The sequence below is a fragment of the Flavobacterium sp. Root420 genome, assembly GCF_001427905.1.
In the GTDB taxonomy this organism is placed as follows: domain Bacteria; phylum Bacteroidota; class Bacteroidia; order Flavobacteriales; family Flavobacteriaceae; genus Flavobacterium.
In genome coordinates, this window is the sequence record NZ_LMEF01000015.1 from 27,099 (window position 1) to 49,335 (window position 22,237).

General features: G+C 36.2%; 16 protein-coding genes. 2 read left to right on the forward strand and 14 right to left on the reverse strand.

Annotation, left to right across the window (positions count from 1 at the left end; all coding sequences use genetic code 11):
• From xth to dinB, 4 genes are all read right to left on the reverse strand, one after another.
• Positions 1–777, reverse strand: coding sequence for an exodeoxyribonuclease III (xth, locus tag ASC72_RS11065; protein WP_056190757.1), 777 nt, complete (start codon positions 775–777; stop codon positions 1–3).
• 70 nt (positions 778–847) lie between these two features.
• Positions 848–2,227 (reverse strand): exonuclease domain-containing protein, encoded by a 1,380-nt coding sequence (locus tag ASC72_RS11070; protein ID WP_056190775.1) that lies wholly within the window; start codon positions 2,225–2,227, stop codon positions 848–850.
• Positions 2,228–2,277: 50 nt separating this feature from the next.
• Complete coding sequence (locus tag ASC72_RS11075) at positions 2,278–5,337, reverse strand: DNA polymerase III subunit alpha (protein ID WP_056190758.1); 3,060 nt, start codon at positions 5,335–5,337, stop codon at positions 2,278–2,280.
• Between the two features lie 2 nt (positions 5,338–5,339).
• Positions 5,340–6,521, reverse strand: a complete 1,182-nt coding sequence (gene dinB, locus ASC72_RS11080) for a DNA polymerase IV (protein ID WP_056190759.1) — start codon at positions 6,519–6,521, stop codon at positions 5,340–5,342.
• Between the two features lie 84 nt (positions 6,522–6,605).
• On the opposite strand from dinB, the gene ASC72_RS11085 reads away from it, so the two are divergent.
• A complete protein-coding gene (locus ASC72_RS11085; protein ID WP_056190760.1) occupies positions 6,606–7,382 on the forward strand; it encodes a LexA family transcriptional regulator in 777 nt (258 codons plus the stop codon).
• Between the two features lie 196 nt (positions 7,383–7,578).
• Here the strand turns inward: ASC72_RS11085 and ASC72_RS11090 are convergent, their stop codons facing one another.
• The 10 genes from ASC72_RS11090 to ASC72_RS11135 all read right to left on the reverse strand — a co-directional run bounded on the left by ASC72_RS11090 (position 7,579) and on the right by ASC72_RS11135 (position 20,185).
• Positions 7,579–8,340 (reverse strand): phosphatase PAP2 family protein, encoded by a 762-nt coding sequence (locus ASC72_RS11090; protein ID WP_056190761.1) that lies wholly within the window; start codon positions 8,338–8,340, stop codon positions 7,579–7,581.
• Between the two features lie 257 nt (positions 8,341–8,597).
• Complete coding sequence (locus tag ASC72_RS11095) at positions 8,598–10,316, reverse strand: ATP-binding protein (RefSeq protein ID WP_056190762.1); 1,719 nt, start codon at positions 10,314–10,316, stop codon at positions 8,598–8,600.
• 98 nt (positions 10,317–10,414) lie between these two features.
• Entirely contained in the window at positions 10,415–11,542 is a 1,128-nt protein-coding gene (locus tag ASC72_RS11100) for a sensor protein KdpD (protein ID WP_056190763.1), read from the reverse strand.
• Positions 11,543–11,693: 151 nt separating this feature from the next.
• Positions 11,694–12,770, reverse strand: coding sequence for a porin (locus tag ASC72_RS11105; RefSeq protein ID WP_056190764.1), 1,077 nt, complete (start codon positions 12,768–12,770; stop codon positions 11,694–11,696).
• A 411-nt stretch (positions 12,771–13,181) separates the two neighbouring features.
• On the reverse strand, positions 13,182–13,736 hold the full coding sequence (locus tag ASC72_RS11115) for a K(+)-transporting ATPase subunit C (protein WP_056190766.1): 555 nt from the start codon (positions 13,734–13,736) through the stop codon (positions 13,182–13,184).
• 174 nt (positions 13,737–13,910) lie between these two features.
• Positions 13,911–15,944, reverse strand: coding sequence for a potassium-transporting ATPase subunit KdpB (gene kdpB, locus ASC72_RS11120; RefSeq protein WP_056190767.1), 2,034 nt, complete (start codon positions 15,942–15,944; stop codon positions 13,911–13,913).
• A gap of 155 nt (positions 15,945–16,099) precedes the next feature.
• On the reverse strand, positions 16,100–17,821 hold the full coding sequence (kdpA, locus tag ASC72_RS11125) for a potassium-transporting ATPase subunit KdpA (RefSeq protein WP_056190768.1): 1,722 nt from the start codon (positions 17,819–17,821) through the stop codon (positions 16,100–16,102).
• Positions 17,822–17,905: 84 nt separating this feature from the next.
• Positions 17,906–17,983 carry a K(+)-transporting ATPase subunit F gene (gene kdpF, locus ASC72_RS23645; protein WP_072975519.1) on the reverse strand — a complete coding sequence of 26 codons (78 nt, stop codon included), beginning with the start codon at positions 17,981–17,983 and terminating at the stop codon, positions 17,906–17,908.
• 175 nt (positions 17,984–18,158) lie between these two features.
• Entirely contained in the window at positions 18,159–18,440 is a 282-nt protein-coding gene (locus ASC72_RS11130; protein WP_056190769.1) for a hypothetical protein, read from the reverse strand.
• Between the two features lie 401 nt (positions 18,441–18,841).
• Positions 18,842–20,185 (reverse strand): sigma-54 dependent transcriptional regulator, encoded by a 1,344-nt coding sequence (locus tag ASC72_RS11135; RefSeq protein ID WP_056190770.1) that lies wholly within the window; start codon positions 20,183–20,185, stop codon positions 18,842–18,844.
• Positions 20,186–20,471: 286 nt separating this feature from the next.
• Between ASC72_RS11135 and ASC72_RS11140 the strand changes: the two genes are divergently transcribed.
• On the forward strand, positions 20,472–21,488 hold the full coding sequence (locus ASC72_RS11140; RefSeq protein WP_056190771.1) for an LLM class flavin-dependent oxidoreductase: 1,017 nt from the start codon (positions 20,472–20,474) through the stop codon (positions 21,486–21,488).
• Positions 21,489–22,237: the final 749 nt, after the last annotated feature.

Genomic DNA, 22,237 nt, shown 5'->3' on the forward strand with positions numbered 1-22,237 from the left:
TTATTTTTTGTCAATTTCAATCCATACAGGTGCATGATCGCTTGTTTTTTCCCAGCCTCGAACATGACGATCAACTCCGCCGGAGCGTAATATCGTTGCTATTTCCGAACTCAGCAAAAAATGATCAATTCTCAAACCTGCATCTCGCTGATAAGCATTTCTAAAATAATCCCAAAACGTGTAAATTTTCTCTTCTGGATATAATGTACGGATCGCATCGGTCCATCCTTGTGAAACAATAGTTGCAAAAGCCTCTCGTACTTCAGTTCTGAAAAGTGCATCGTTTACCCATTTTTCTGGTTTATAAACATCTAATTCTGTTGGCATCACATTATAATCGCCAACCAATATGACAGGAGTTTTTAAACTCAACAAAGTTTCAGCACGATGCGCCAGACGATCAAGCCATTTTAATTTGTATTCGAATTTAGGTCCCGGCGCAGGGTTTCCGTTTGGCAGATACAGACAGGCGATTAAGATTCCATTAATCAAAGCCTCAACATACCGACTCTGAACATCTTCTTCATCTCCCGGAAGTGCACGGGTTATTTCTTCAATCTCCATATTCCGGGCTAGAATAGCAACACCATTCCATTGTTTTTGTCCGTGCCAAATAGCATTGTAGCCTGCGTCATTAATCGCTTTAATGGGGAATTTATCTTGTGGCGCTTTTAATTCCTGCAGACAAACAATATCAGGTGTGGCTTCTTCAAGCCAGCGTAATAAAACATTTAAGCGCCCATTGACTCCGTTTACGTTATATGTTGCTATTTTCATGGTATATTTAATTAATTGTATTCTTAAATTTACTGATTATTAAGCATTTAATTTAAATGAGGTTATATTTTTATTTTAGGAACTGCTTGTTAAAGAATACTTTACCCGGATATTTTTCTGCGTAAGCAAAAATTAATTGCACCATGTATTGATTGCTTTTGTAAGGTGTGACATAGTTTTTTACTTCTGATGGATCAGTAATCGCAACATCTGACGGAATATAGCCCATCCCATAAAAATGACCGTTTTCAATCCAGATACAGCTGCGTTCCTCTTTCGATCTTCCTTTATCAATAATGGCAAAGCTGGGTCTGTTGCTTAACAGAAAATCAATTGCATTGTCGACTTGCTCGTTGTGCAGCAAAACATCCGGGAGACTTTTGACTTCATTATTCTTAAAAAGTTCTCCTTCTTCGGGTCTGGAATATTTGCAGAATCTTTGATCAATTTCAAATTGTTCAGCCAAACTTCTTAGTAAATCTATAGCGTTATACAAACTATTAAATTCATGAATACAAGTCTGAAATTTGCTTAGTTTTCCAACGGCTAAATATTTGTATCCGTTTCTTGCTTCATATTGATAAATGCCGAATTTGGCTTCAAAACGTTTTAATGCTCTGTTATAGGTTGGCCAAAGCTGTTTTATTTCGGTACATTCTAACAAAAGTGCCATTAATTCGGTGGCACAGACTTCAAAAGAAATACTATAGATATCCCTTAAAAAATGTTGCCTTTGCGGATTGATTTTATGGCCACTAAAATGAGAAGCCACGCGTTTTTTTAAGTTGATCGCTTTTCCAACATAGATTACCTTTTTTACCTGATTATAAAAATAATACACACCTGGTTTTTCGGGTAAATTATTAAAATCTTCAGGAGGCAGGTTAGGAGGTAAGCGCTGATCTTGCGAAGTCATCTTGACCATTTTTGCTATTTCGCCTTCAGCGTCCCATTCGAGTAATCGGGAAAATAATATTGCAGTAGCATCTGCATCTCCGCCAGCCCGATGTTGATTCTCTAAAGGTATATCTAGCGAATAACAAAGTTTTCCGAGGCTGTATGATGTCAGTCCAGGTCTTATTTTTCTTGCTGCGCGAACGGTACACAGTTTTCTTGCAGTCCATTTAAATCCCGCCTGTTCAAGCTGATGACGCACAAATGAATAATCGAAGTTGACATTATGAGCAACAAAAATACGGTCGGTCAACATTTCCAGTACTTTCTCTGAAATAGCATCGAAAATGGGTGCATTGGCGACCATTGCATTATTAATACCCGTTAATCCAAAAATAGAAAGAGGAATTTCCTTTTCCGGATTAACAAGCGTTTCGAAGCGGTCGATTACCTTTTCGCCGTCATGAATAATGATGGCAATTTCAGTAATGCGGCTGCCACTGGCGTTACCACCGGTGGTTTCGATATCTACTATGGCGTATTCCTGATTTTTCATCTCTTTAATATAACGCAAAACCTCTTTTTGTTCTTGTAAAATCATCGGTGTTATTTTTGAAACTTCATTCGGTGTCTTGGTAAGTTGATTTCATGTCCCTGCGGATAAGGTTCCCGATGCGTCGGACTCACATCTTCCTTAATCTGATTTTGTGTTTTAAACTGATCTTTGGCATCCATATAACGGGGATCAGGAATAAAAGGCATTTTAGCCATTTTAATAATGGTGATTGTCGGGAAATGATAATCGACTTCGACATTTCCTAAAAGCAAATAACAGCCTCCGCCCTGAAAAGGATATTGCGCCAGACAATCGGGAAAATGTGCCGTATCAAAATAAGTGCCTTCGTGATCGATCCAGGTCCCAAAATACATATTTCCTTTTTTGGTCGGAACTTGTTTTCTAGAGATTAGATATGCCAACATTCGAACCTGTTTTTTATGATGTGCCACTAAATCTTTGGCCATAATATCACCACGGTATTTAATCTGGAGCAGATCAAAAACGGTACATGAAACAGGAAAACTCAAGAGTTCAATTTCATCAAAAGCATCTTCAAATAAAGAACGTTCCAAAGTTGGAAGTTTATATTCTTTAACAGGCTCCTGCAACAGCATCAAACTTCTGTTTTCGGGTTTGAAATTGTTTAAAAGCAAACTCGCAATCACCAAAAGCTGATTTTTAGTTTTTCCGGTAAACCGAAAAGCGTCTATGAAAATCAAAATTTTAATGCTCTCAATTCCGATAGGAATACGATTGATAAAATCTTCCAAAGAAAGAAAAGCACCGTTTTTCTCCCGATCAGATTCAATTAACTGAGCGATTTTAAATTCCAAACCCTGCAAATGCATAAAACCCAAATAAATATCATTTCCATACACCGTAGTTTGATATTCGCTTTTATTCACACACGGATTAAGAATCGTTCCGCCAGACATTCGCGCTTCATGTACATAAACTTCAGTCCGGTAAAATCCGCCCTGATTGTTGATGACCGCCACCATAAACTCAACAGGATAATTAATTTTGAGATACAAACTCTGATAACTTTCAACAGCATAAGAAGCCGAATGGGCTTTACAAAACGAAAATCCGGCAAACGATTCAATCTGACGGTAAATTTCCTGACTCAGTGCTTCTGGATGTCCTTTTCTGGCGCAAGACGCAAAGAAATTATCTTTTACTTTTTGTAAAGCTTCCTTAGAACGTCCTTTTCCAGACATAGCTCTACGCAGAATATCGCCATCTGCAGCAGGAAGGCCTCCATAATGCTGAGCAATTTTGATAACATCTTCCTGATAGACCATAATGCCATACGTTTCGCCAAGATGTTCTTTGAAAGCCTCATGAAAATACTCGAATTGATCCGGATAATTATGACGGAAAATATATTCTTTCATCATTCCGGATTGAGCGACACCGGGACGAATGATCGAAGAAGCGGCAACCAGAATTTTATAATTATCGCAATTCAATCGGCGTAATAAACCGCGCATGGCGGGGCTTTCAATATAAAAACAGCCAATCGTTTTGCCTTGCGCCAAATGAATATTGCATACCGCCTCGTCTTTAGAAATAGAAGTATTTCGAATATCTACTTTAATTCCTCTGTTTTTCTCGATCAGTTTTACGCTGTCGTCAATATGACCAATACCACGCTGACTCAGAATATCGAATTTTTCAAAACCAATTTCTTCGGCAATATGCATATCAAAAAGTACTATGGGGAAGCCTTTCGGAGGCATTTCAAGCGGCGTATAATTGGTAATGGGCTCTTCAGAAATGATAATGCCACAAGCATGCATACTGCGCTGGTTTGGGTATTTTCCGAGCATCATTCCATATTCCTGAACCAATTTTACAATAGAATTAGTCTGATGCAATTCCATCGGATTTTTGGCCAGCATATCTAATTCTTCTTTGGGAAGACCAAAAACTTTTCCGACTTCCCTAAAAATAGATCGGTATTTAAATTCAACATTGGTTCCGCAAAAAGCGACATGTTCACGGCCATATTTGTCAAAAATGTATTCTAAAATAGTGTTTCGTTCTTTCCAGCTCCAATCAATGTCAAAATCAGGTGGGCTTTTTCGATTTAAATTCAAAAAGCGTTCAAAATACAAATCCAGTTCTAGCGGACAGATATCTGTAATTCCCAGACAATAAGCTATAATACTATTGGCGCCACTTCCTCGGCCAATGTGCATAAATCCCTTACTGGTGCTGTATCGGGTAATATCCCACGTAATTAAAAAATAACCGCTGAATTCTAACTCATCAATGACTTTAAGTTCCTTTTCTACACGCTTTTTTGCCAGTTCGTGATTCTCTCCATAACGCCAAATCAAGCCTTCATAAGCTAATTCTGTTAGTTTTTTTATATCACCTTCACGACTTTCAGTAAAAAACTTTTTATTTTTTGGAGTTGTAAAATCATATTGAAAATCGCAAGAATCGATTATTTTCTGCGTGTTGGCAATAATTTCAGGATAATTTTCATAGAAAGGCAAAAGCGATTCTAAAGGCAACATTTTCTCCGAAGTTCTGCAATAATCTGTTTCTGTCAATTTTGATAAAATAATATTGGTATCAATAGCACGCAGAATTTTATGCAGATTGAACTCTCTTTTAGTTTTAAAAGTTACCGGTTGAAACACAACCATTTTGGCCATTTTAGTTGCATGTTCCGATGTAAAAAGTTTTGAAACTTCATCTGTCCGGATTCCGATAAATTCATTTTCACGAAGAAATTCCGGAGCATTATCTAAAGTATAAATCACAAAAACCGATTCAAATTTAGGAGCAATTAAAGGCAAAGCTTCTCCGCTGAAATTATGATTTGTTAAAAACCGATTCATTTCGCCTAAACCTTTAGCATTTTTTGCCAAACCAATATATCGAAATTGATGATGGTAACGAAACTCTATTCCAACTAAAGGTTTGATTCCAACTTTATCACATTCTCTTATAAAATCATAAATTCCGGTAACGGTATTAATATCCGTCAGTGCCATTTCTTTTACGCTACAAGAAACAGCCTCCTTGATGAGTCCATCAAGAGAAATTGTGCCGTAGCGTAATGAATGATAGGAATGACAGTTGAGGTACATGATTATTTGATACGTTTTAAGATTTCGTCTTTATTATTCGGTTTAAAATGGGCTCCCGCGCAACGCATTACGGCATCAAAGCCATAACGGCTTTTCATTCTATCCATCGCGGCGTAAAGCGACAACATTTCTTCAGTATCTTCAAAAAGATCAATTTGATACGTACCACGAACCAATCCGCTAAAGCGAATACCAATTAAACGCAATCGCATTCGGCGTTGGTACACTTTTTCAAAAAGTTCCATTACATTTTTGGTTAAAATATGATCTGCTGAGGTGTAGGCTATTTTACATTGTTTGGTTTCAGTATCAAAATTGGCGTAACGTATTTTAACCGTAATAGTTGAGGTTAGCCATTGTTCTGATCGCAATTGAAAAGCCAGTTTTTCGACCATTCCTATAAGTACTCTTTTAAGTTTTGCGATATCGATAGTATCCTGAGAAAAAGTATGTTCGGTAGAAATTGATTTTCTTTCGGTGTAAGGTTCTACAGGTTTATGATCAATACCATTGGCTTTTTTCCAAATATCCAATCCATTTTTGCCAATCATCTGTTGTAAAACTTCAGGAGGCATTTCAGATAAAGTTTGAATTTTACGAACGCCAATTCGGGATAAAAGCTGAAAAGTGACAGCTCCAACCATAGGAATTTTTTGAATTGACAACGGATTCAAAAAAGCCTGTACTTCATTTTCAGGAACTTGTAAATTTCCTACTGGTTTGCCTTCGCCTGTAGCAATTTTAGAAACGGTTTTATTGATGGATAACGAAAAACTAATGGGCAATCCGGTTTCTTTAATTACAGATTGTGCCAGTTCATTCGTCCATTTATAACTTCCGTGAAATTTGTCCATTCCGGTAATATCAAGATAGAATTCGTCGATACTGGCTTTCTCCAATACAGGAGCTTTTTCCTGAAGCACATGAGTAACATCATGCGATAATTTCGAATATAATTCCATATCGCCTTTCATTATTTTGGCTTGCGGACAAAGTTTCATCGCCATATGAATAGGCATCGCAGAACGCACTCCAAATACTCGTGCTTCATAAGAACAAGAGGCTACAACACCGCGATCGCCACCACCAATAATTAGAGGTATGCCTCTTAATTCTGAGTTGGTTAGCCTTTCGCAGGATACAAAAAAGGTATCCAAATCCATGTGTACAATCGCCCTTGCCATTTCCTTTGTTTTTGTACAACAAAATTAGTACAGATGATAACATTTTTTTGTATATTTGATGTTCCAAATTATAACAAATTAATTATGTCCTTATTTTCAGACAATATCAGAGCATTGAGGGTTAAGCATAAAATATCACAAGAGAAATTAGCTGAAAACCTAAAGATTACCAGAGGTAGATACGTTAAATACGAAGACGGAACTTCAGAAGCACCGTATGATATTTTAAAGCAGATTGCTTTATATTTTCATATGAGTATTGACTTGATACTGTCTGTCGATATACGTAAAATAGATGTAGAAAATTTAATAAAATTAGAAGGCAACCGACTCATTTTGCCCATCCAAGTCGATCGATTCGGAGAAAATTATATAGAAATTGTAAGTCAAAAAGCAAAAGCAGGCTACCTAAACGGCTATGCCGATCCGGAATATATTGAAAGTTTGCAACAGGTTTCGCTTCCGTTTCTAGGCCCGGGCAAACACAGAGGTTTTCCTGTAGAAGGCGATTCAATGCCTCCGCACGAAGACGGTTCTATCATTATTGGCCGTTATGTCGAAAGGCTGGGCGAGGTTATGGATGGAAAAACCTATATCCTGATTACCAAAAATGAAGGAATGGTGTATAAACGTCTCAATAAAAACAAAAAAAATGCTTTGGTGTTAGAATCAGACAATCGTTTTTATCCGAATTATGAAGTGAAAGCCTCAGATATTTTAGAAATCTGGGAATACGAATGCAATATCGGAAGAAGCGACAAACGCCATGAATTGTCTGAATCTCAATCGATGAAAGAATTGCTTTTGGAAGTGAAAAGAGAAGTGATGGAGATTAAGAATAATACTGCGGGGACGAATTAATTTTCAATGTCAATTTCAATTTCAAATTTCAATTGTATTGGAAAGTCCCAGAGGGACGATATGTTTATAGAAAATTAATTATCACATTTTAATAAACCCCATCGGGGGTGACATGTTTATTCACGATGAATATCGCTCCGCTGGAGCTTTTATTAAAAATATAATCTTTTAATCTGTGCAATCTGTGGCAAAAAGATCAAAACACTTTCACAAATCCCAATCCATATTGCTGACCATTATAAAAAGGCATTATCATAGAAGTTGACTTATTTTCAGAAGGCGATTTGAATAATTTTTTGGTAATATACGGGTTCATCCAATAAGCAATTTTGGTACTCAAAATCCCGATTCCGGCTCCGGCGGCGACATCCGTCAACCAATGGCGATTGTTATAGATTCTAAAAAGTCCGGTTCCGGTTGCTACGGCGTAACCTGCAATTCCATACCAAATGGATTTATCTTTGTATTCCTGCCATAAAAATTCAGCTCCGGCAAAAGCAGTTGCGGTATGTCCGGAAGGAAAAGAGTTATTTGAACTTCTATCAGGTCGTTCTTCATGTACAATCGATTTTAAACCCAAAACGGTTGTTGCCATAATCGCGTACGAAGTCACAAATAGTACCGAACGATCTCTCATATTATTTTTGCCTTTTACACCAAAAGCATTCAAAGCATAAACAGACGCCGCTGGCGCATATTGAGAGAAATCATCAATCGTAATTTTCTCGTCAATATCTTCGGTAACTTCTGCTTTGATTTGCGAATTGAAACTTAAAAGCTGATCACTTTCCAGACCAATTACGCCGTAACCAATTAATACTGCCGGAATAATTAATTGTTTGTAGTTGAATTTTAAGTTATGTGCAGTACTGTCAATTTTAACAATAGAATCATTTTGTTGTGCAGTTGCAGAAAAGAATCCGAATAGAAATACCAGAGAAATCGTTTTGTAAAACATCTTTTGTTATCGTTATAAGTTGCAATAATAATGAATGTCTGAACTAACTATTTTTGGCTTAATTGAACCTTAAGCGAATGTTAATCAGTTGTGCTTGAATGGAGTAATTGAATTAAGATTGGCTAAATATTAGAGAACGAAAAGATCAATTTCAATGACAATTTCAATATCAAAATGATTTTATATTCTGATGTTTCTTTGCGTCTGAACTGGACTGAAGTCCAGCCCTACAAAATTGGTCGAGCCTTTGGTTCTTTTTAAACTTTCAATGAAAACCAAAACGTACTTCCCAATCCCAAATTACTTTCTACGCCAACAATTCCATTCTGAGCTTCAATAAATTCTTTGCTGATTGCCAATCCCAATCCTGTTCCAGATTTTTGACTTCCAGGAACCTGGAAATATTTATCAAAAACTTTGTCTTTGTAGCGTGCATCAATCCCTTTTCCGGTATCGATAACCTGAAATACGATTTGATTGTTTTCTTTTTTTAATTGAATGACAATCGTACTTTTTTCAGAAGAATATCGTATTGCATTCGACAAATAATTAATTAAAACCCAGCCTGTTTTTTCGCTGTCGGCTTTTACATCTTCCAGATTTTCATCGGCATTAATTACCAGTTTAATCTGCTTTTGATCGGCCTGAACTTTAACGGCTTCTACAGCATAATTTACAATTTCGTGTGGATTACTTTTTTCGATATTCAGCTGAATATTTCCAGTTTCTAATTGTGATAAATTCAACAATTCGCCTGTAATTTTCAGTAAACGCTGACTGTCATCTTTAATGCTTTCGACCAATTGTTTTTGATCATCGTTCATGTCGCCGGTTTTTGCATTTTCAAGCAATTGAAGGCTTAGTTTTATAGACGCAATTGGGGTTTTCAATTCATGCGAAACGGTGGCAATAAAATTAGTTTTAGCAAAATCGAGTTCTTTAAAAAGGGTAATATTTCGCAGAATAATTACATCGCCAATATTGATTTCTTTTTCTTCTCCCGTTGGAATTATGGTAATATTTAGAATTTCTTTCTCGAAATAACTTTCCTTTCCGTGTGCGTAAATTTTAAGCGGTTGCTTTTTAGGAGAATCAACTTCTTCTTTTAAAATCAAAGAACGAATTAAATCATTCGACAAGGCTAGAGTAGAAGCCGATTTCCCGATAACATCTTCTAATTTCAGACCGATAATCTTCAGTGCTTCATCATTCACAAACAAAATAATCCCGTCATTATCCAATCCAATAATAGGATCATTCATGTTATTGATAAGTGTTTCAAGGCGCTTTTTCTCAAAGAATAACTTATACAAATTGCTGTCGTTGTATTCCTGAAGTTTCTGCGCCATAGTATTAAACGATTTTGCCAAATCGCCATATTCGTTGTGATTGGTAAAATGCACGCGCTCCGAATAATTTTTATTCGCAATTTCTTTAATACTCTGGGTTAATTCCTTAATTGGATTTGCAATGTTGTTTGGCAGATTCACTAATAAGTTAAAAGCGATCAAAAAACATAAACTTCCCACAATGGCAATCCATAAATTGGCATTTTCGGCGGTATGTTTCGCAATATCACTTTTCTGTTTTATGGCATCCAGATTGAGTTTCATAATGGCAAAAATATCCTGTCTGATTTGCGCTTTTATGGTTTCGTCGGCGCTGTTTTTTTCTAAAAGCGAAAAATCATTTTCAAGTTTAGTCGTTGCTTCTTTTTCGCCAGGTTCGGTAACATTTTGCGTCTGTTTTTCAAGATATTCTTTGAAAACATGAATCTTATTATCCGGACTTTCTTTAATTTCATCCAAAGACAAAATCATATTTCGCGAATATTCCAGCGTGTTATAATTCGCTTTCAGAATATTTTCAGTGTCCGCTTTTATCAAAAAAACAGAATAGCCGCTCACTAACGAAAGTATAATGATCATTAAAAATAACAATCCAACCCCCAGATTCAATTTGGTTTTAATTCTCATGATGTTTAAAAACAAGTTTTTTATATTGAACCATTAAGATATTAAGTTTCATTAAGTCAAAGCTTAATTTTTCTTAATCTCTTAATGGTTAGGAAATTTTATGACAAAATAACAAGGTCGACATTTGATAAAGACAGGCGATTTAATAAACGTCTGAAAATCGTTGTCGACAAAATTACTTTAAATAAATTCAAATGCGGTTTTCCGATGCAGACAGTTGTAATTTGTTTTTCTTCAACGGCAATCAAAATCGCATCTGCGATATTTTTATGTTCAATTTTAATCACTTCGGCGCCGAGTTGTACGGCCAGTTTAAAGTTATTAATTAAATGTCTTTGTTTGTCTAACGCAATTTTGGTACTGCTTTCTTTCGGTGTTTCTACATACAAAACATACCAGGCTCCGTTATAATAACTCGCCAATCGTGCGGTTTTCCGAATCACAATTTTTGCGGTTTTATCGTTACTGCTAATGCACGCCAACAATTTTTCGTGTTTCAAAGCATGCAGTTGAGGTACTTCATTTTCGACTTTTCGAACCACTTGGCTTGCCACTTCTTTCAGTGCCAATTCACGCAATTGTAAAATTTGTTCCGATTTAAAAAAGTTAGTCAAAGCGGTCTGAATTTTATCAGCCGTATAAATTTTGCCTTCTTTCAAACGCGCAATCAAATCTTCTGATGTCAAATCGATATTCACTACTTCATCCGCCAAACGTAAAACATTATCCGGAATTCGTTCCTGAACGTCAATTCCTGTAATGCGTTTTACGTCTTCATTTAAACTCTCAATATGCTGAATATTAACTGCCGAAATCACATTGATTCCCGCTTCCAAAATCTCTAAAACATCCTGCCAGCGTTTTTCATTTTTGCTTCCCTCAACATTGGTATGTGCCAATTCATCTACGATAACTACTTCAGGACGAAGGTTGATAATTGCTTGTACATCAAGTTCTTCGAGCTGTTTTCCTTTATAGAAAATGGTTCGCCTCGGAATCACAGGCAAACCAGTTAAAAGCTCATGCGTTTCCTTTCGCATGTGCGTTTCGATATAACCGATTTTCACGTCAATTCCATTCTTCAACAACGAATGCGCTTCCTGAAGCATACGATAAGTTTTGCCCACACCGGCACTCATCCCAATGTAGATTTTAAACTTTCCTTTTCGTGATTTTTGAATTAAATCGAGAAAGTGTTGTGCGTTATTTTCTTTTTCCTGTTTCATATGGTTTGCCACGAAGGCACTAGGGCACTAAGTTTTTTTTATTTTACCATTAAGATATTAAGTTAATAAAGGCAAAGCTTAATTTTCTCAATATAGGCTCATTAAGACAAAACTTAACTTTCTTAATTTCTTAATGGTAAAAAAATAATGTTTAAAAAGAAATCGCCAACGAAGTCGTTATAAACGTATTCGTATTCGTTGGAAGATTGTCTTTTGTAAATATTTCATCTTTGCTCGAAAGATTTCTGGCTTCGACTCTAAACATAACATTATCAGTAACCAAGTAATCAAAGTTAGCTGAAAATCCGTAAGTTTTAAAACCATTTGGCGTTTCTGTCGCGATAATTACCCCTTTTTCATCACTGTAATATTCGCCACGCATAGCCAACTGAATTTTATCTGTCGGTTTGTATTGCAGAATCAAAACAGGCGAAAACCAAGTGTCGTATTTAATACTGTTTTTAGCCGATTGTTGCGAACCAACATCAAAACCAGCCGTAATATTTGTTTTCTCTGTTACTTTAAATTGCCCGTAAAAATTGTTGAAATAACGCCACTTTTTATCAATATCCGGTTGCTCGTTACCAACATAAGTACTCCAATTCAAAATTACTTTATCAGTTGGTTTATAAGTGATTTGCGTTCCAAATGCCGGAGTGTGATTTCGGTTTATTTTCTGAATGCGTTGCCAGCCATTCAAATACATTCCTGCCAAATACCACGCACCAGATTCTGATGTATAACCAATTTTGGCTCCCGTTTCATAGTAAGGAGAATTTTCAGCCAAAATACTTCGCGTTAAAGTTTGGCAATCTTTTCCAATCGCACTTTCAAAACCAATATGTGCCGGCATAATTCCCGCATCAATCCACAAATTATGGCTTTTCGAAATCTTCACACCAACATTTGCTTCATAAACATTTTTAAGCAAATCCTGCTCTGCCGACATATTATATTGCGCATAAGTTCCTGCCATCAAAGCAAAATTTCCACGAATATTATCTTTCGTATAATTCACTTTTGCCATACCTAAATTTAGGTTCACTTCGTTACTTCGGTTATAATTATAAAAAAATCCTGGGCGCGTATGATTGTCTGGTTTCCCAAAATCATAACTGTAATAAACATCAATATATCCAGAAAATGTCAACGGACTTTTCGATTCTTCCTGTGCCTGTAAATTGCTAATACCGAAAGCGATTAAAGCGGTAAGTATAATTTTTTTCATTTTTCATTTTTATTATTTGGGTAAAAAAGGCGTTTGTTTTCCTGCAAGGTTTTCAAAACTTTGTAGGTATTATTTCTTAGTAGGTTTTAAGGAGCTGTTTCCTGCTATCCGCTATATCTTTTTAGGCAGATCGTTTACGGTAAACAAGATGTTTTCAATTGCCTAAAAAGGATACCGCTTCTATCAGGGCTAGGGCACTCAGTGTAAAAGGACGTTTTTCGTTCTAATTTTTCCATCCAGTTTGTCATTGCGAGGAACGAAGCAACCTCACGAACAATGAGATTTAAAGCTGATTTTGTAAATGTGGTTGCTTTCACCGCGGCGAACAGGTCTTCCTCGTAATGACCAAAATTGGCGATCATCTTTGTCAAACCGGACAGGTTTTTAAAACCTGTCGGGTTTGAAAACGTATCATTTCATCTGATCCAAAGCAAGATTCAATTCCAAAACATTCACAGTTGGAGTTCCCATAACTTTTGGAGTATTGATATTAGCTTCCACCAAAGCCTTCACTTTATCTTCAGCTAATTTTCGTTCTTTGGCAACACGTTTCACTTGAATCAAAGCACCTTCCGGAGAAATATTCGGATCCAATCCACTTCCTGAAGCCGTTACCATATCTGATGGAATATCCGATTTTTTCAAATAAGGATGAACGGTTAAAAACGTATCAATCCTTTTTTGAACCAAAGCCAAATATTCAGCATTGCTTGGTCCTTTATTACTTCCGGCGCTTCCGGCAGCATTATAATCTACAGCCGAAGGTCTTCCCCAGAAATAATTCGACTTATCGAATTTTTGACCAATTTTTTGGTATCCAACCACTTTTCCGTTAACGGAAATAGTTTCTCCTTTTCCTTGATTCGGAGCAAATTGTGCAATTCCGTAAATTGCTAAGGGGTAAATAACTGCAAACAGAATTACGGTTAGCAGAGTCAATTTTAATAATGAGAATATAGTTTTCATCTTTTGAGATTCTAAGGGACTAAGATTCTAAGGTGCTAAGATTTTTTTCTTCGAAGCCTAATAATCAAAGTCCGTGTTTTTTATTTTGAGTTCTTTTTAAAGGTTTAAAGATTTTGAGGGACTAAGTTTCTAAGGTTTTTTCTTAGTACCTTAGAACCTTAGCCTTTCAGAACCTTACATAAATAAAGCTACTAGTAAATCAATTATTTTAATTCCGATAAAAGGGACGATTAGACCACCCAAACCATAAATCAAAAGATTTCTTTTTAAGATGGCACTCGCACCAATTGGTTTGTAATCAACACCTCTCAAGGCAAGCGGAATCAGGATTGGAATAATAATCGCGTTAAAAATCACTGCTGATAAGATGGCGCTTTCAGGACTGTGCAAATGCATAATATTCAAACCTTGCAAAGCCGGAATTGCCGTGATAAATAAGGCAGGAACAATAGCAAAATATTTCGCGACGTCATTCGCAATTGAGAAAGTCGTAAGCGTTCCGCGGGTCATCAATAGCTGTTTTCCAATTTCGATAATTTCGATTAATTTCGTTGGATCATTATCAAGATCTACCATGTTTCCAGCTTCTTTAGCAGCTTGAGTTCCGCTGTTCATGGCAACTCCCACGTTAGCTTGCGCAAGGGCAGGAGCATCGTTCGTTCCGTCACCCATCATGGCGACAAGTTTCCCTAAGTTTTGCTCATTTTTGATGTAGTTCATTTTATCCTCAGGTTTCGCTTCGGCAATAAAATCATCAACACCGGCAGCTTCGGCAATAAACTTAGCCGTAAGCGGATTATCTCCGGTAACCATTACCGTTTTTACACCCATTTTTCTCAATCGGTCAAAACGTTCTTTCATTCCGGGTTTAATAATATCCTGTAATTCGATAACACCCTGAACCTGATTGTTTTTTATCACAACCAATGGTGTTCCTCCGTTGGTAGAAATGTCAATTACTTTTTGAGCAGTATCTTCCGGAAAAGAATTTCCTGCCTGAAGTGCAATATTTTTTGCAGCATCCTGAGCCCCTTTTCGAATATTGGTTCCGTCTTTTAAAACAACTCCGGAAGTTCTGGTTTCTGCGGTAAATTTGATTAAAGTAGCACCTTCAATTGATAATTTATTGGCAGTCTCGGCTCCTGCCAGTTCCACGATACTTTTCCCTTCCGGAGTATCATCTGCCAATGAACTTAGTACAGCAGATTTAATAAAATCTTCTTCTGAAACTCCTTTTGTAGGATAGAAACTGGTTGCCTTTCTGTTTCCGATAGTGATGGTTCCGGTTTTATCTAAAAGCAAAACATCAATATCTCCGGCAGTTTCAACCGCTTTTCCAGATTTTGTAATGACGTTTGCACGCAACGCTCTGTCCATACCCGCAATTCCAATCGCAGAAAGTAAACCGCCAATCGTAGTTGGAATCAAACAAACGAATAAAGCAATAAAAGCTGCAATGGTTATCGGCGCATTGGCATAATCAGCAAAAGGTTTTAATGTAACGCAGACAATCACGAAGATTAGCGTAAATGCTGCTAACAAAATAGTTAAAGCAATTTCGTTTGGTGTTTTCTGACGGCTTGCACCTTCAACTAAAGCAATCATTTTATCCAAAAAGCTTTCGCCTGGTTCTGAGGTTACGATTACTTTAATTTTATCAGACAGCACTTTTGTTCCTCCGGTAACAGAGGATTTATCACCGCCAGCTTCCCGAATTACAGGAGCACTTTCTCCGGTAATAGCACTTTCGTCAATGGTTGCCAAACCTTCGATAATTTCACCATCGGTAGCAATTAAATCGCCTGATTCACAAACGAAAATATCTCCTTTTTTTAATTCAGATGAACTGATGTTTTTGATTTCTCCGTTGGGTAAAATCTGTCTTGCCGGAGTTTCTTCACGTGTTTTTCTTAAACTGTCGGCTTGAGCCTTTCCTCTGGCTTCGGCAATGGCTTCGGCAAAATTGGCAAACAAAAGTGTTGCTAATAAAATGAAGAACACAATTAAATTATAAATAAAACTGCCCTGATCTGTAGCTCCCATTAAAATGGAAATACAAACAGCAAACATAATGGCAGTTCCAATTTCTACGGTAAACATTACCGGATTTTTGATCATCAATTTTGGATTAAGCTTCACAAAAGACTGCACTAAGGCTTCTTTTACCTGTTTGCTTTCAAATAATGATGCGGATTTATTAGTTGTCATTTTCTTGTAAAAAGTTAAATGTTATTTGTTAAATGTTATGCGTTGGAAAACCCATAGATTATAAAATATAGCCAACGGTTTTAACCGTTGGAGACGTAACGGATATGACAATCTATGTCCCCGTGGTTGAAACCACGGGCTATGTTTATTGAGCATTATTTTAGTGTAAAATACTCCGCTAAAGGCCCAAGTGCCAAAGCTGGAAAGAATGATAAGGCAGCAATAATTGCGATTACGGCGAAAACCATTATTCCGAAAATAGAAGTATCAGTTTTTAAAGTTCCTGCACTTTCCGGAATGTATTTTTTATTAGCCAATAATCCTGCGATTGCCAGTGGTCCGATTATCGGAATGAAACGGCTTAACAGCAACACAATTCCTGTAGTGATATTCCAGAACGGATTATTATCTCCTAAACCTTCAAAACCAGAACCATTATTAGCAGCGCTTGAAGTATATTCGTATAACATTTCAGAGAATCCGTGATTGCCAGGATTGTTTAGCCAACCTGTAGCGTTTCCGCTGAACCAATAACCCATCGCTGTGTCATGTGCAGCAAAATATGAAGCCAATGCTGTTCCTGCTAATATCAATAAAGGATGAAGAATGGCAATAAAAGCAGCAATCTTAACTTCTCTCGCTTCGATTTTCTTCCCTAAAAATTCAGGGGTTCGACCTACCATCAACCCAGAAATAAATACAGCGAGAATGATGAAAATATAAAAGTTTAGAATACCCACACCACAGCCTCCATAAAACGCATTCACCATCATGGCAAGCAATTGCATCGCTCCGGAAATCGGCATAGAACTATCGTGCATACTGTTTACAGAACCTGTAGAAATTACGGTTGTCGCAATACTCCAGAATCCTGAAATGGCCGGGCCAAACCGCACTTCTTTTCCTTCCATCGCTCCGGTTGCCTGAGCAATTCCCATTTTTTCTATGGCCGGATTCCCATTAAGCTCGGTAACTACAGTCGGAATAACAAGGAGTAAAAAACCGACAGTCATTACTCCAAAAATCACATAGGATAGTTTTCTTTTCTTTAGATAAAAACCAAGAGCAAAAATCATGGCAAACGGAATTATTAATTGTGCCCAAAGCTCAACCGCATTGGTAAAATAAGTTGGGTTTTCTAAGGGATGTGCCGAATTGGCTCCAAAAAAACCTCCTCCATTTGTACCGATATGTTTGATAGCAATAAAAGCTGCAGCCGGTCCGCGTGAAACTTGTACTGAATCGCCTTGTAAAGTGGTAATTGTATCTTTTCCTTCAAACGTCATAGGAGTTCCGCTAAATAATAGAACAACTGCTACAATAGCTGAAAGTGGTAATAAAATACGAGTACAACTTTTGATGAAATAATTATAGAAATTTCCCAGCTTATCAGTACTTCTTTCTTTCATTGCGGTAAAAATCATTGCAGCAGCGGCCATTCCGACACCAGCAGAAACAAATTGCAGGAACATCAAAACCATTTGCGACAAATAAGAAACTCCGGTTTCACCTGAATAATGCTGTAAATTACAATTTACTACAAATGAAATAGCCGTATTAAAAGCTAAATCTGGCGTCATTGAAGGGTTGTTATCAGGATTCAAAAATAAAGATCCCTGAAAAAGTAAAACAAAAAAGCAAAGAAAGAACCAAATCATATTGATGCTTAAAAGAGCTTTTAAGTGTTGTTTCCAGTTCATTTCTTCAGTGGAATTGATTCCACTGATTTTAAAAATAAATTTTTCAATTGGATTGAAAATCGGGTCAAAAAGGGTTTTATCTCCCAAATAAACTTTAGCGATATATTTCCCTAAAGGAATTGCTAAAACTATCGAAACAATAAAAATGCTAATGACACCAAATAATTCTGTGTTCATAATATGTGAGTTTTTGTAAAATGTAAAATGTGAGATGTAAAAGGAGACTGATGTGCAACATCTCACTTATAACTTTTACTTTAATTAGAATTTTTCAGGTTTGATTAATACATAAACCAAATAGCCAAAAACAGCGATGGAAATAATAAATAGTGCAGTCATAATTTAGATTTTTTCGAAGAATTCAACTGATTTAAAACAAATGGCAAAAAGCAAAACAGCCAATGCGAGTAAAAGAAAAGTGATTAACATATATATGATTTTAGATTTTAGTCCCGAGGCTTCGGGATAGATTTTAGATTGGTGAATCGATTAACCAGTTAAACGATTAAACTTTTTATACGCCCGAGGTATTAACCTGCTTGATATATTCCGCTTTAAGCGTTTGAGGGAATAGATGTGAAATATTGCAGTGACGCATTTCCATAAAAGAAGAAACCGAGAAAATATACACATTAGAAATAGCGTTTTTAGTTTCGATACTTCCATTGATAAATAGACGTTCAGCAAGAGCCAAACATTTTTTAGCACGAACGATATTTCCAGAAATAATTGATTTTTTGGTTATCTCGGCGAAGCGTTCAGCTTGTTTGTAGATTGAAGTAACTTGATTTTTCATGAGATGAATTTTTATGTTCTTTCTTCTTATGCCAAAAGATGTTCCGAAAAAGTTGATGTGTGGTTAAAGTGCTGTCAATAAAAGGAATGTATTTTTGTGCCAAAAATTAGGCATAAAAAAAGCCTATCAAAATGATAAGCTTTTCTCGTTTTGATAAGCATTGAATGTTTAATTTCAAGAATTTGAGTCCCAGCGGAACGTCATGTTTATAGAAAAATGCAAGGATAGGTTATAAAACCCCATCGGGGTGACATATTTTAGGTTCTAATGAAAAATTAAGATGTTGCTCTGCTGGAGCTTCGATCAAAGAATCGATTACATTTGCTATAAATATTTTGCTCCGCTGGAGTTTTAAAATTGGAATTTATCCTGATAGCCATAGGGATTGGAATTTAAATTTATTATTGAATTCCGTACTCTTCTAATTTTCGATATAAAGTAGCAATCCCAATTTCGAGTAAACGTGCAGTTTCAGCCTTATTTCCTTTGGTATAGTTGAAAACCTTTTGAATGTGCAGTTTTTCAATACTCTGCATAGAAAAAGCCGACATTGATTTTGTAGTTTTTTCAGGTTGATGTTGCATTTCATACGGTAAAACATCTGAAATTAAGGTATCGCCATTGCTCAAAATAACAGATCTTTCAATGATATTTTTAAGCTCACGAATATTTCCAGGCCAGGAATAATTTTCTAATTTCTGTAGAAAATCATCTGAAATAGCCAAAGTTTTTTTATTCGTTTTTTCAGAAAACTGTTTGACGAAATAATTTGTAATTTGCGAAATGTCTTTAACCCTTTCTCGCAAAGGCGGTATTTTGATTTCGAAAATATTCAATCGAAAATATAAATCAGAACGAAAACGATGTTCGTCACTTTCTGTTTTTAAATCTCTGTTTGTCGCGGCAATTAATCTGAAATTCGATCTTTTTGGTGTTGTATCGCCAATGGGAATATACTCACTGGTTTCTAAAACGCGTAATAATTTGGCTTGTAGTTCTATTGGCATTTCTCCAATTTCATCTAAGAACAAAGTACCACCATTGGCTTCTTCAATAAATCCTTTTTTGTCTTTTAAAGCTCCGGTAAAAGCGCCTTGTTTATGACCAAAAAGTTCGCTTTCTAAAATCTCTTTGCTGAAAGTACTGCAATTCAAAGCTACAAAAGATTTCCCAACCCGATTACTGTTTTCATGAATCGCCTGTGCGAAAACTTCTTTTCCGGTTCCGGTTTCTCCGGTAAGCAAAACGGTAGAATCTGTTTTGGCTACTTTCTTGGCAAGATCAATAACTTGTTCAATCCCTTTTGATTTTCCAATAATGGTATTAAAAGAATATTTATCGCCAATGCGTTTTTCAAGTTGCTGTACTTTTTTCTGCAACTGTGCTTTTTCAACAGCTTTATATAAAAGCGGAATGATTTTATCGTTATCGTCGCCTTTTACAATATAATCAAAAGCGCCATTTTTCATAGCTTGCACACCATCCGGAATATTTCCAAAAGCAGTTAATAGAACAACTTCTACTAAAGGGAAACTGTTTTTTATATTCTGAAGAAAATCAACGCCATTTCCGTCAGGTAATTTGACATCACACAAAACGACATCAATTTCTGTTTGCTCCAGTTTTTTAAAACCCGATTTTAAATCTTTAGCTTCAAAAACATCAAATCCTTCCGATTTTATAATTCGTGCGAGCAGACTTCTCAGTTTTTCTTCGTCGTCTATAATTAAAATTTTGTGTGTCATTTGAGGGAAAGGCTAAAGTCGAATTCATTTATTGAAGTACAAATTTAGGTTTTAAATCATTCAACTTTTTTCATCGATACGAAATTCTTGCGAAAAAATATTTTACGATCATAAAGTTGGCGCTTCTAATATAAAACTACGTTTTAAATTATCAAATGAAGATATTTCAATTAAATAATAACGTTGTTAAAATATTTAACACCGATAAATTTTATAATTCTATTAACATGAAAAAATTTAAGCTTTGTTCCAAATGAATTAATTTTGCATAAAAGCTACATTAAATATGAAAGACTCAATTTCAATCTCAATATTAGAATTAGCTATCATTACGCAAGATAGCAATGCAAAAGAAACATTTCAAAAAACAAAAGAAATAGCGCAATTAGCAGACCGATTAGGGTATAAGCGTTTTTGGTTCGCTGAACATCATAATATGGCACATGTTGCAAGTACGGCAACGGTTGTTTTAATAGGATATATTGCTGGTCATACTAAAAATATCCGTGTAGGTTCTGGCGGAATAATGTTGCCGAATCATTCTCCTTTAGTAGTAGCAGAACAATTTGGAACCTTAGAAACACTTTATCCAAACCGAATCGATTTAGGTTTAGGAAGAGCACCGGGAACAGATCAGCCAACTGCCGAAGCCATTCGAAAAGACTTTTTTGAGCAGGCACAGCGATTTCCTCAAAATGTAACCAAACTTCAGGATTATTTTTCCGTAGAAAATGCAACAGCAAAAGTTAGGGCATTTCCAGCAGAAGGCACGAATATTCCCATCTGGATTTTAGGTTCAAGCATGGAAAGTGCTGCCTTAGCCGCTGCCTATGGATTGCCGTATGCTTTTGCCGGACATTTTGCGCCAAGCCAAATGATTCAGGCATTTGAATTCTATCGTGATAATTTCCAGCCGTCAATGGTTTTAGATAAACCCAAAACAATGGCATGTGTCAATATAATTGCGGCAGATACAAATGAAGAAGCTGAATTCCTTTCAACCAGTTTGTATCAGATGTTTCTAAATTTAATACGCAACGATCGCAAAGGGTTACAGCCTCCTGTTCCGTCATTAGATGATATCATGGGCGAAGAAGAACGTTTCCATGTGAATCAAATGACCGCCTGCACCTTTACCGGAAACAAAGAACAATTAGAAATCGATCTTAAAAAATTTATTAACTACTCCCAAATAGACGAGCTAATGGTTACAAGTCCAATCTACGATCATCAGGAAAAACTAAAAAGCATTCAAATCACAAAAGAAGTCATTGATAGTTTAAACTATAGTACACATATATAAGTGCATTTTCTACTATTATATATAAGGTACATTTTTACAACACCCCGATAGATTCCAAATCTATCGGGTTTGTTTTTTATACATATATATAAGAGGGAATATTATTATTACTATATAAGGATGAAGTTTAATACGCTGAGCGAAGTTAAAGCATTTTAAAATTTGGAATTTGGGATTTCAAAATTTGGAATTTGGATTTTATTCAGGAGCTATTCCCGCTATCCGTTCCAATCTTTTGTCCGCCGCGGCGGACAAAAGGATTTCCTCCCGAGGCTTCGGGACTATCGGGGCTATGGGAGTCGTTTTCAAAAGAAGATGAAGGTTTCCAGAAGAAAAAATAGCCTTTGCTCCTTAGTGCATTGATAATAAATTACAGAAAACAAAGTAAAATCCAGCTTTGCGACCTTTGCGAATATAAGTTCAAAGAGAGAATACCTTTGCGTCTTTGCGGTAAAATGGCCCAAAATAAGGAAAANAAAACAAAGTAAAATCCAGCTTTGCGACCTTTGCGAATATAAGTTCAAAGAGAGAATACCTTTGCGTCTTTGCGGTAAAATGGCCCAAAATAAGGAAAAACCAACAAAGCCTAAAAAAACTTCGTGTTATAAAAACCGCCATACCAGAGAGTTAAGAAAAAGATTGAAATTATATAATAAAAAAGCTTGCAGAACTCAATAAAGGTGCTACTTTTGCACCCGCAAGAGCGATAGACGTTCACTGAAATACTGACAGGCATTAAGAATCAAACG

Excerpts from the sequence above, each read along its gene's own strand:
- xth (WP_056190757.1), bottom strand. The coding sequence starts at position 777 with ATGAAAATAGCAACATATAACGTAAACGGAGTCAATGGGCGCTTAAAT.
- ASC72_RS11070 (WP_056190775.1), bottom strand. The coding sequence starts at position 2,227 with ATGAAAAATCAGGAATACGCCATAGTAGATATCGAAACCACCGGTGGT.
- ASC72_RS11075 (WP_056190758.1), bottom strand. The coding sequence starts at position 5,337 with ATGTACCTCAACTGTCATTCCTATCATTCATTACGCTACGGCACAATT.
- dinB (WP_056190759.1), bottom strand. The coding sequence starts at position 6,521 with ATGGCAAGGGCGATTGTACACATGGATTTGGATACCTTTTTTGTATCC.
- ASC72_RS11085 (WP_056190760.1), top strand. The coding sequence starts at position 6,606 with ATGTCCTTATTTTCAGACAATATCAGAGCATTGAGGGTTAAGCATAAA.
- ASC72_RS11090 (WP_056190761.1), bottom strand. The coding sequence starts at position 8,340 with ATGTTTTACAAAACGATTTCTCTGGTATTTCTATTCGGATTCTTTTCT.
- ASC72_RS11095 (WP_056190762.1), bottom strand. The coding sequence starts at position 10,316 with ATGAGAATTAAAACCAAATTGAATCTGGGGGTTGGATTGTTATTTTTA.
- ASC72_RS11100 (WP_056190763.1), bottom strand. The coding sequence starts at position 11,542 with ATGAAACAGGAAAAAGAAAATAACGCACAACACTTTCTCGATTTAATT.
- ASC72_RS11105 (WP_056190764.1), bottom strand. The coding sequence starts at position 12,770 with ATGAAAAAAATTATACTTACCGCTTTAATCGCTTTCGGTATTAGCAAT.
- ASC72_RS11115 (WP_056190766.1), bottom strand. The coding sequence starts at position 13,736 with ATGAAAACTATATTCTCATTATTAAAATTGACTCTGCTAACCGTAATT.
- kdpB (WP_056190767.1), bottom strand. The coding sequence starts at position 15,944 with ATGACAACTAATAAATCCGCATCATTATTTGAAAGCAAACAGGTAAAA.
- kdpA (WP_056190768.1), bottom strand. The coding sequence starts at position 17,821 with ATGAACACAGAATTATTTGGTGTCATTAGCATTTTTATTGTTTCGATA.
- kdpF (WP_072975519.1), bottom strand. The coding sequence starts at position 17,983 with ATGACTGCACTATTTATTATTTCCATCGCTGTTTTTGGCTATTTGGTT.
- ASC72_RS11130 (WP_056190769.1), bottom strand. The coding sequence starts at position 18,440 with ATGAAAAATCAAGTTACTTCAATCTACAAACAAGCTGAACGCTTCGCC.
- ASC72_RS11135 (WP_056190770.1), bottom strand. The coding sequence starts at position 20,185 with ATGACACACAAAATTTTAATTATAGACGACGAAGAAAAACTGAGAAGT.
- ASC72_RS11140 (WP_056190771.1), top strand. The coding sequence starts at position 20,472 with ATGAAAGACTCAATTTCAATCTCAATATTAGAATTAGCTATCATTACG.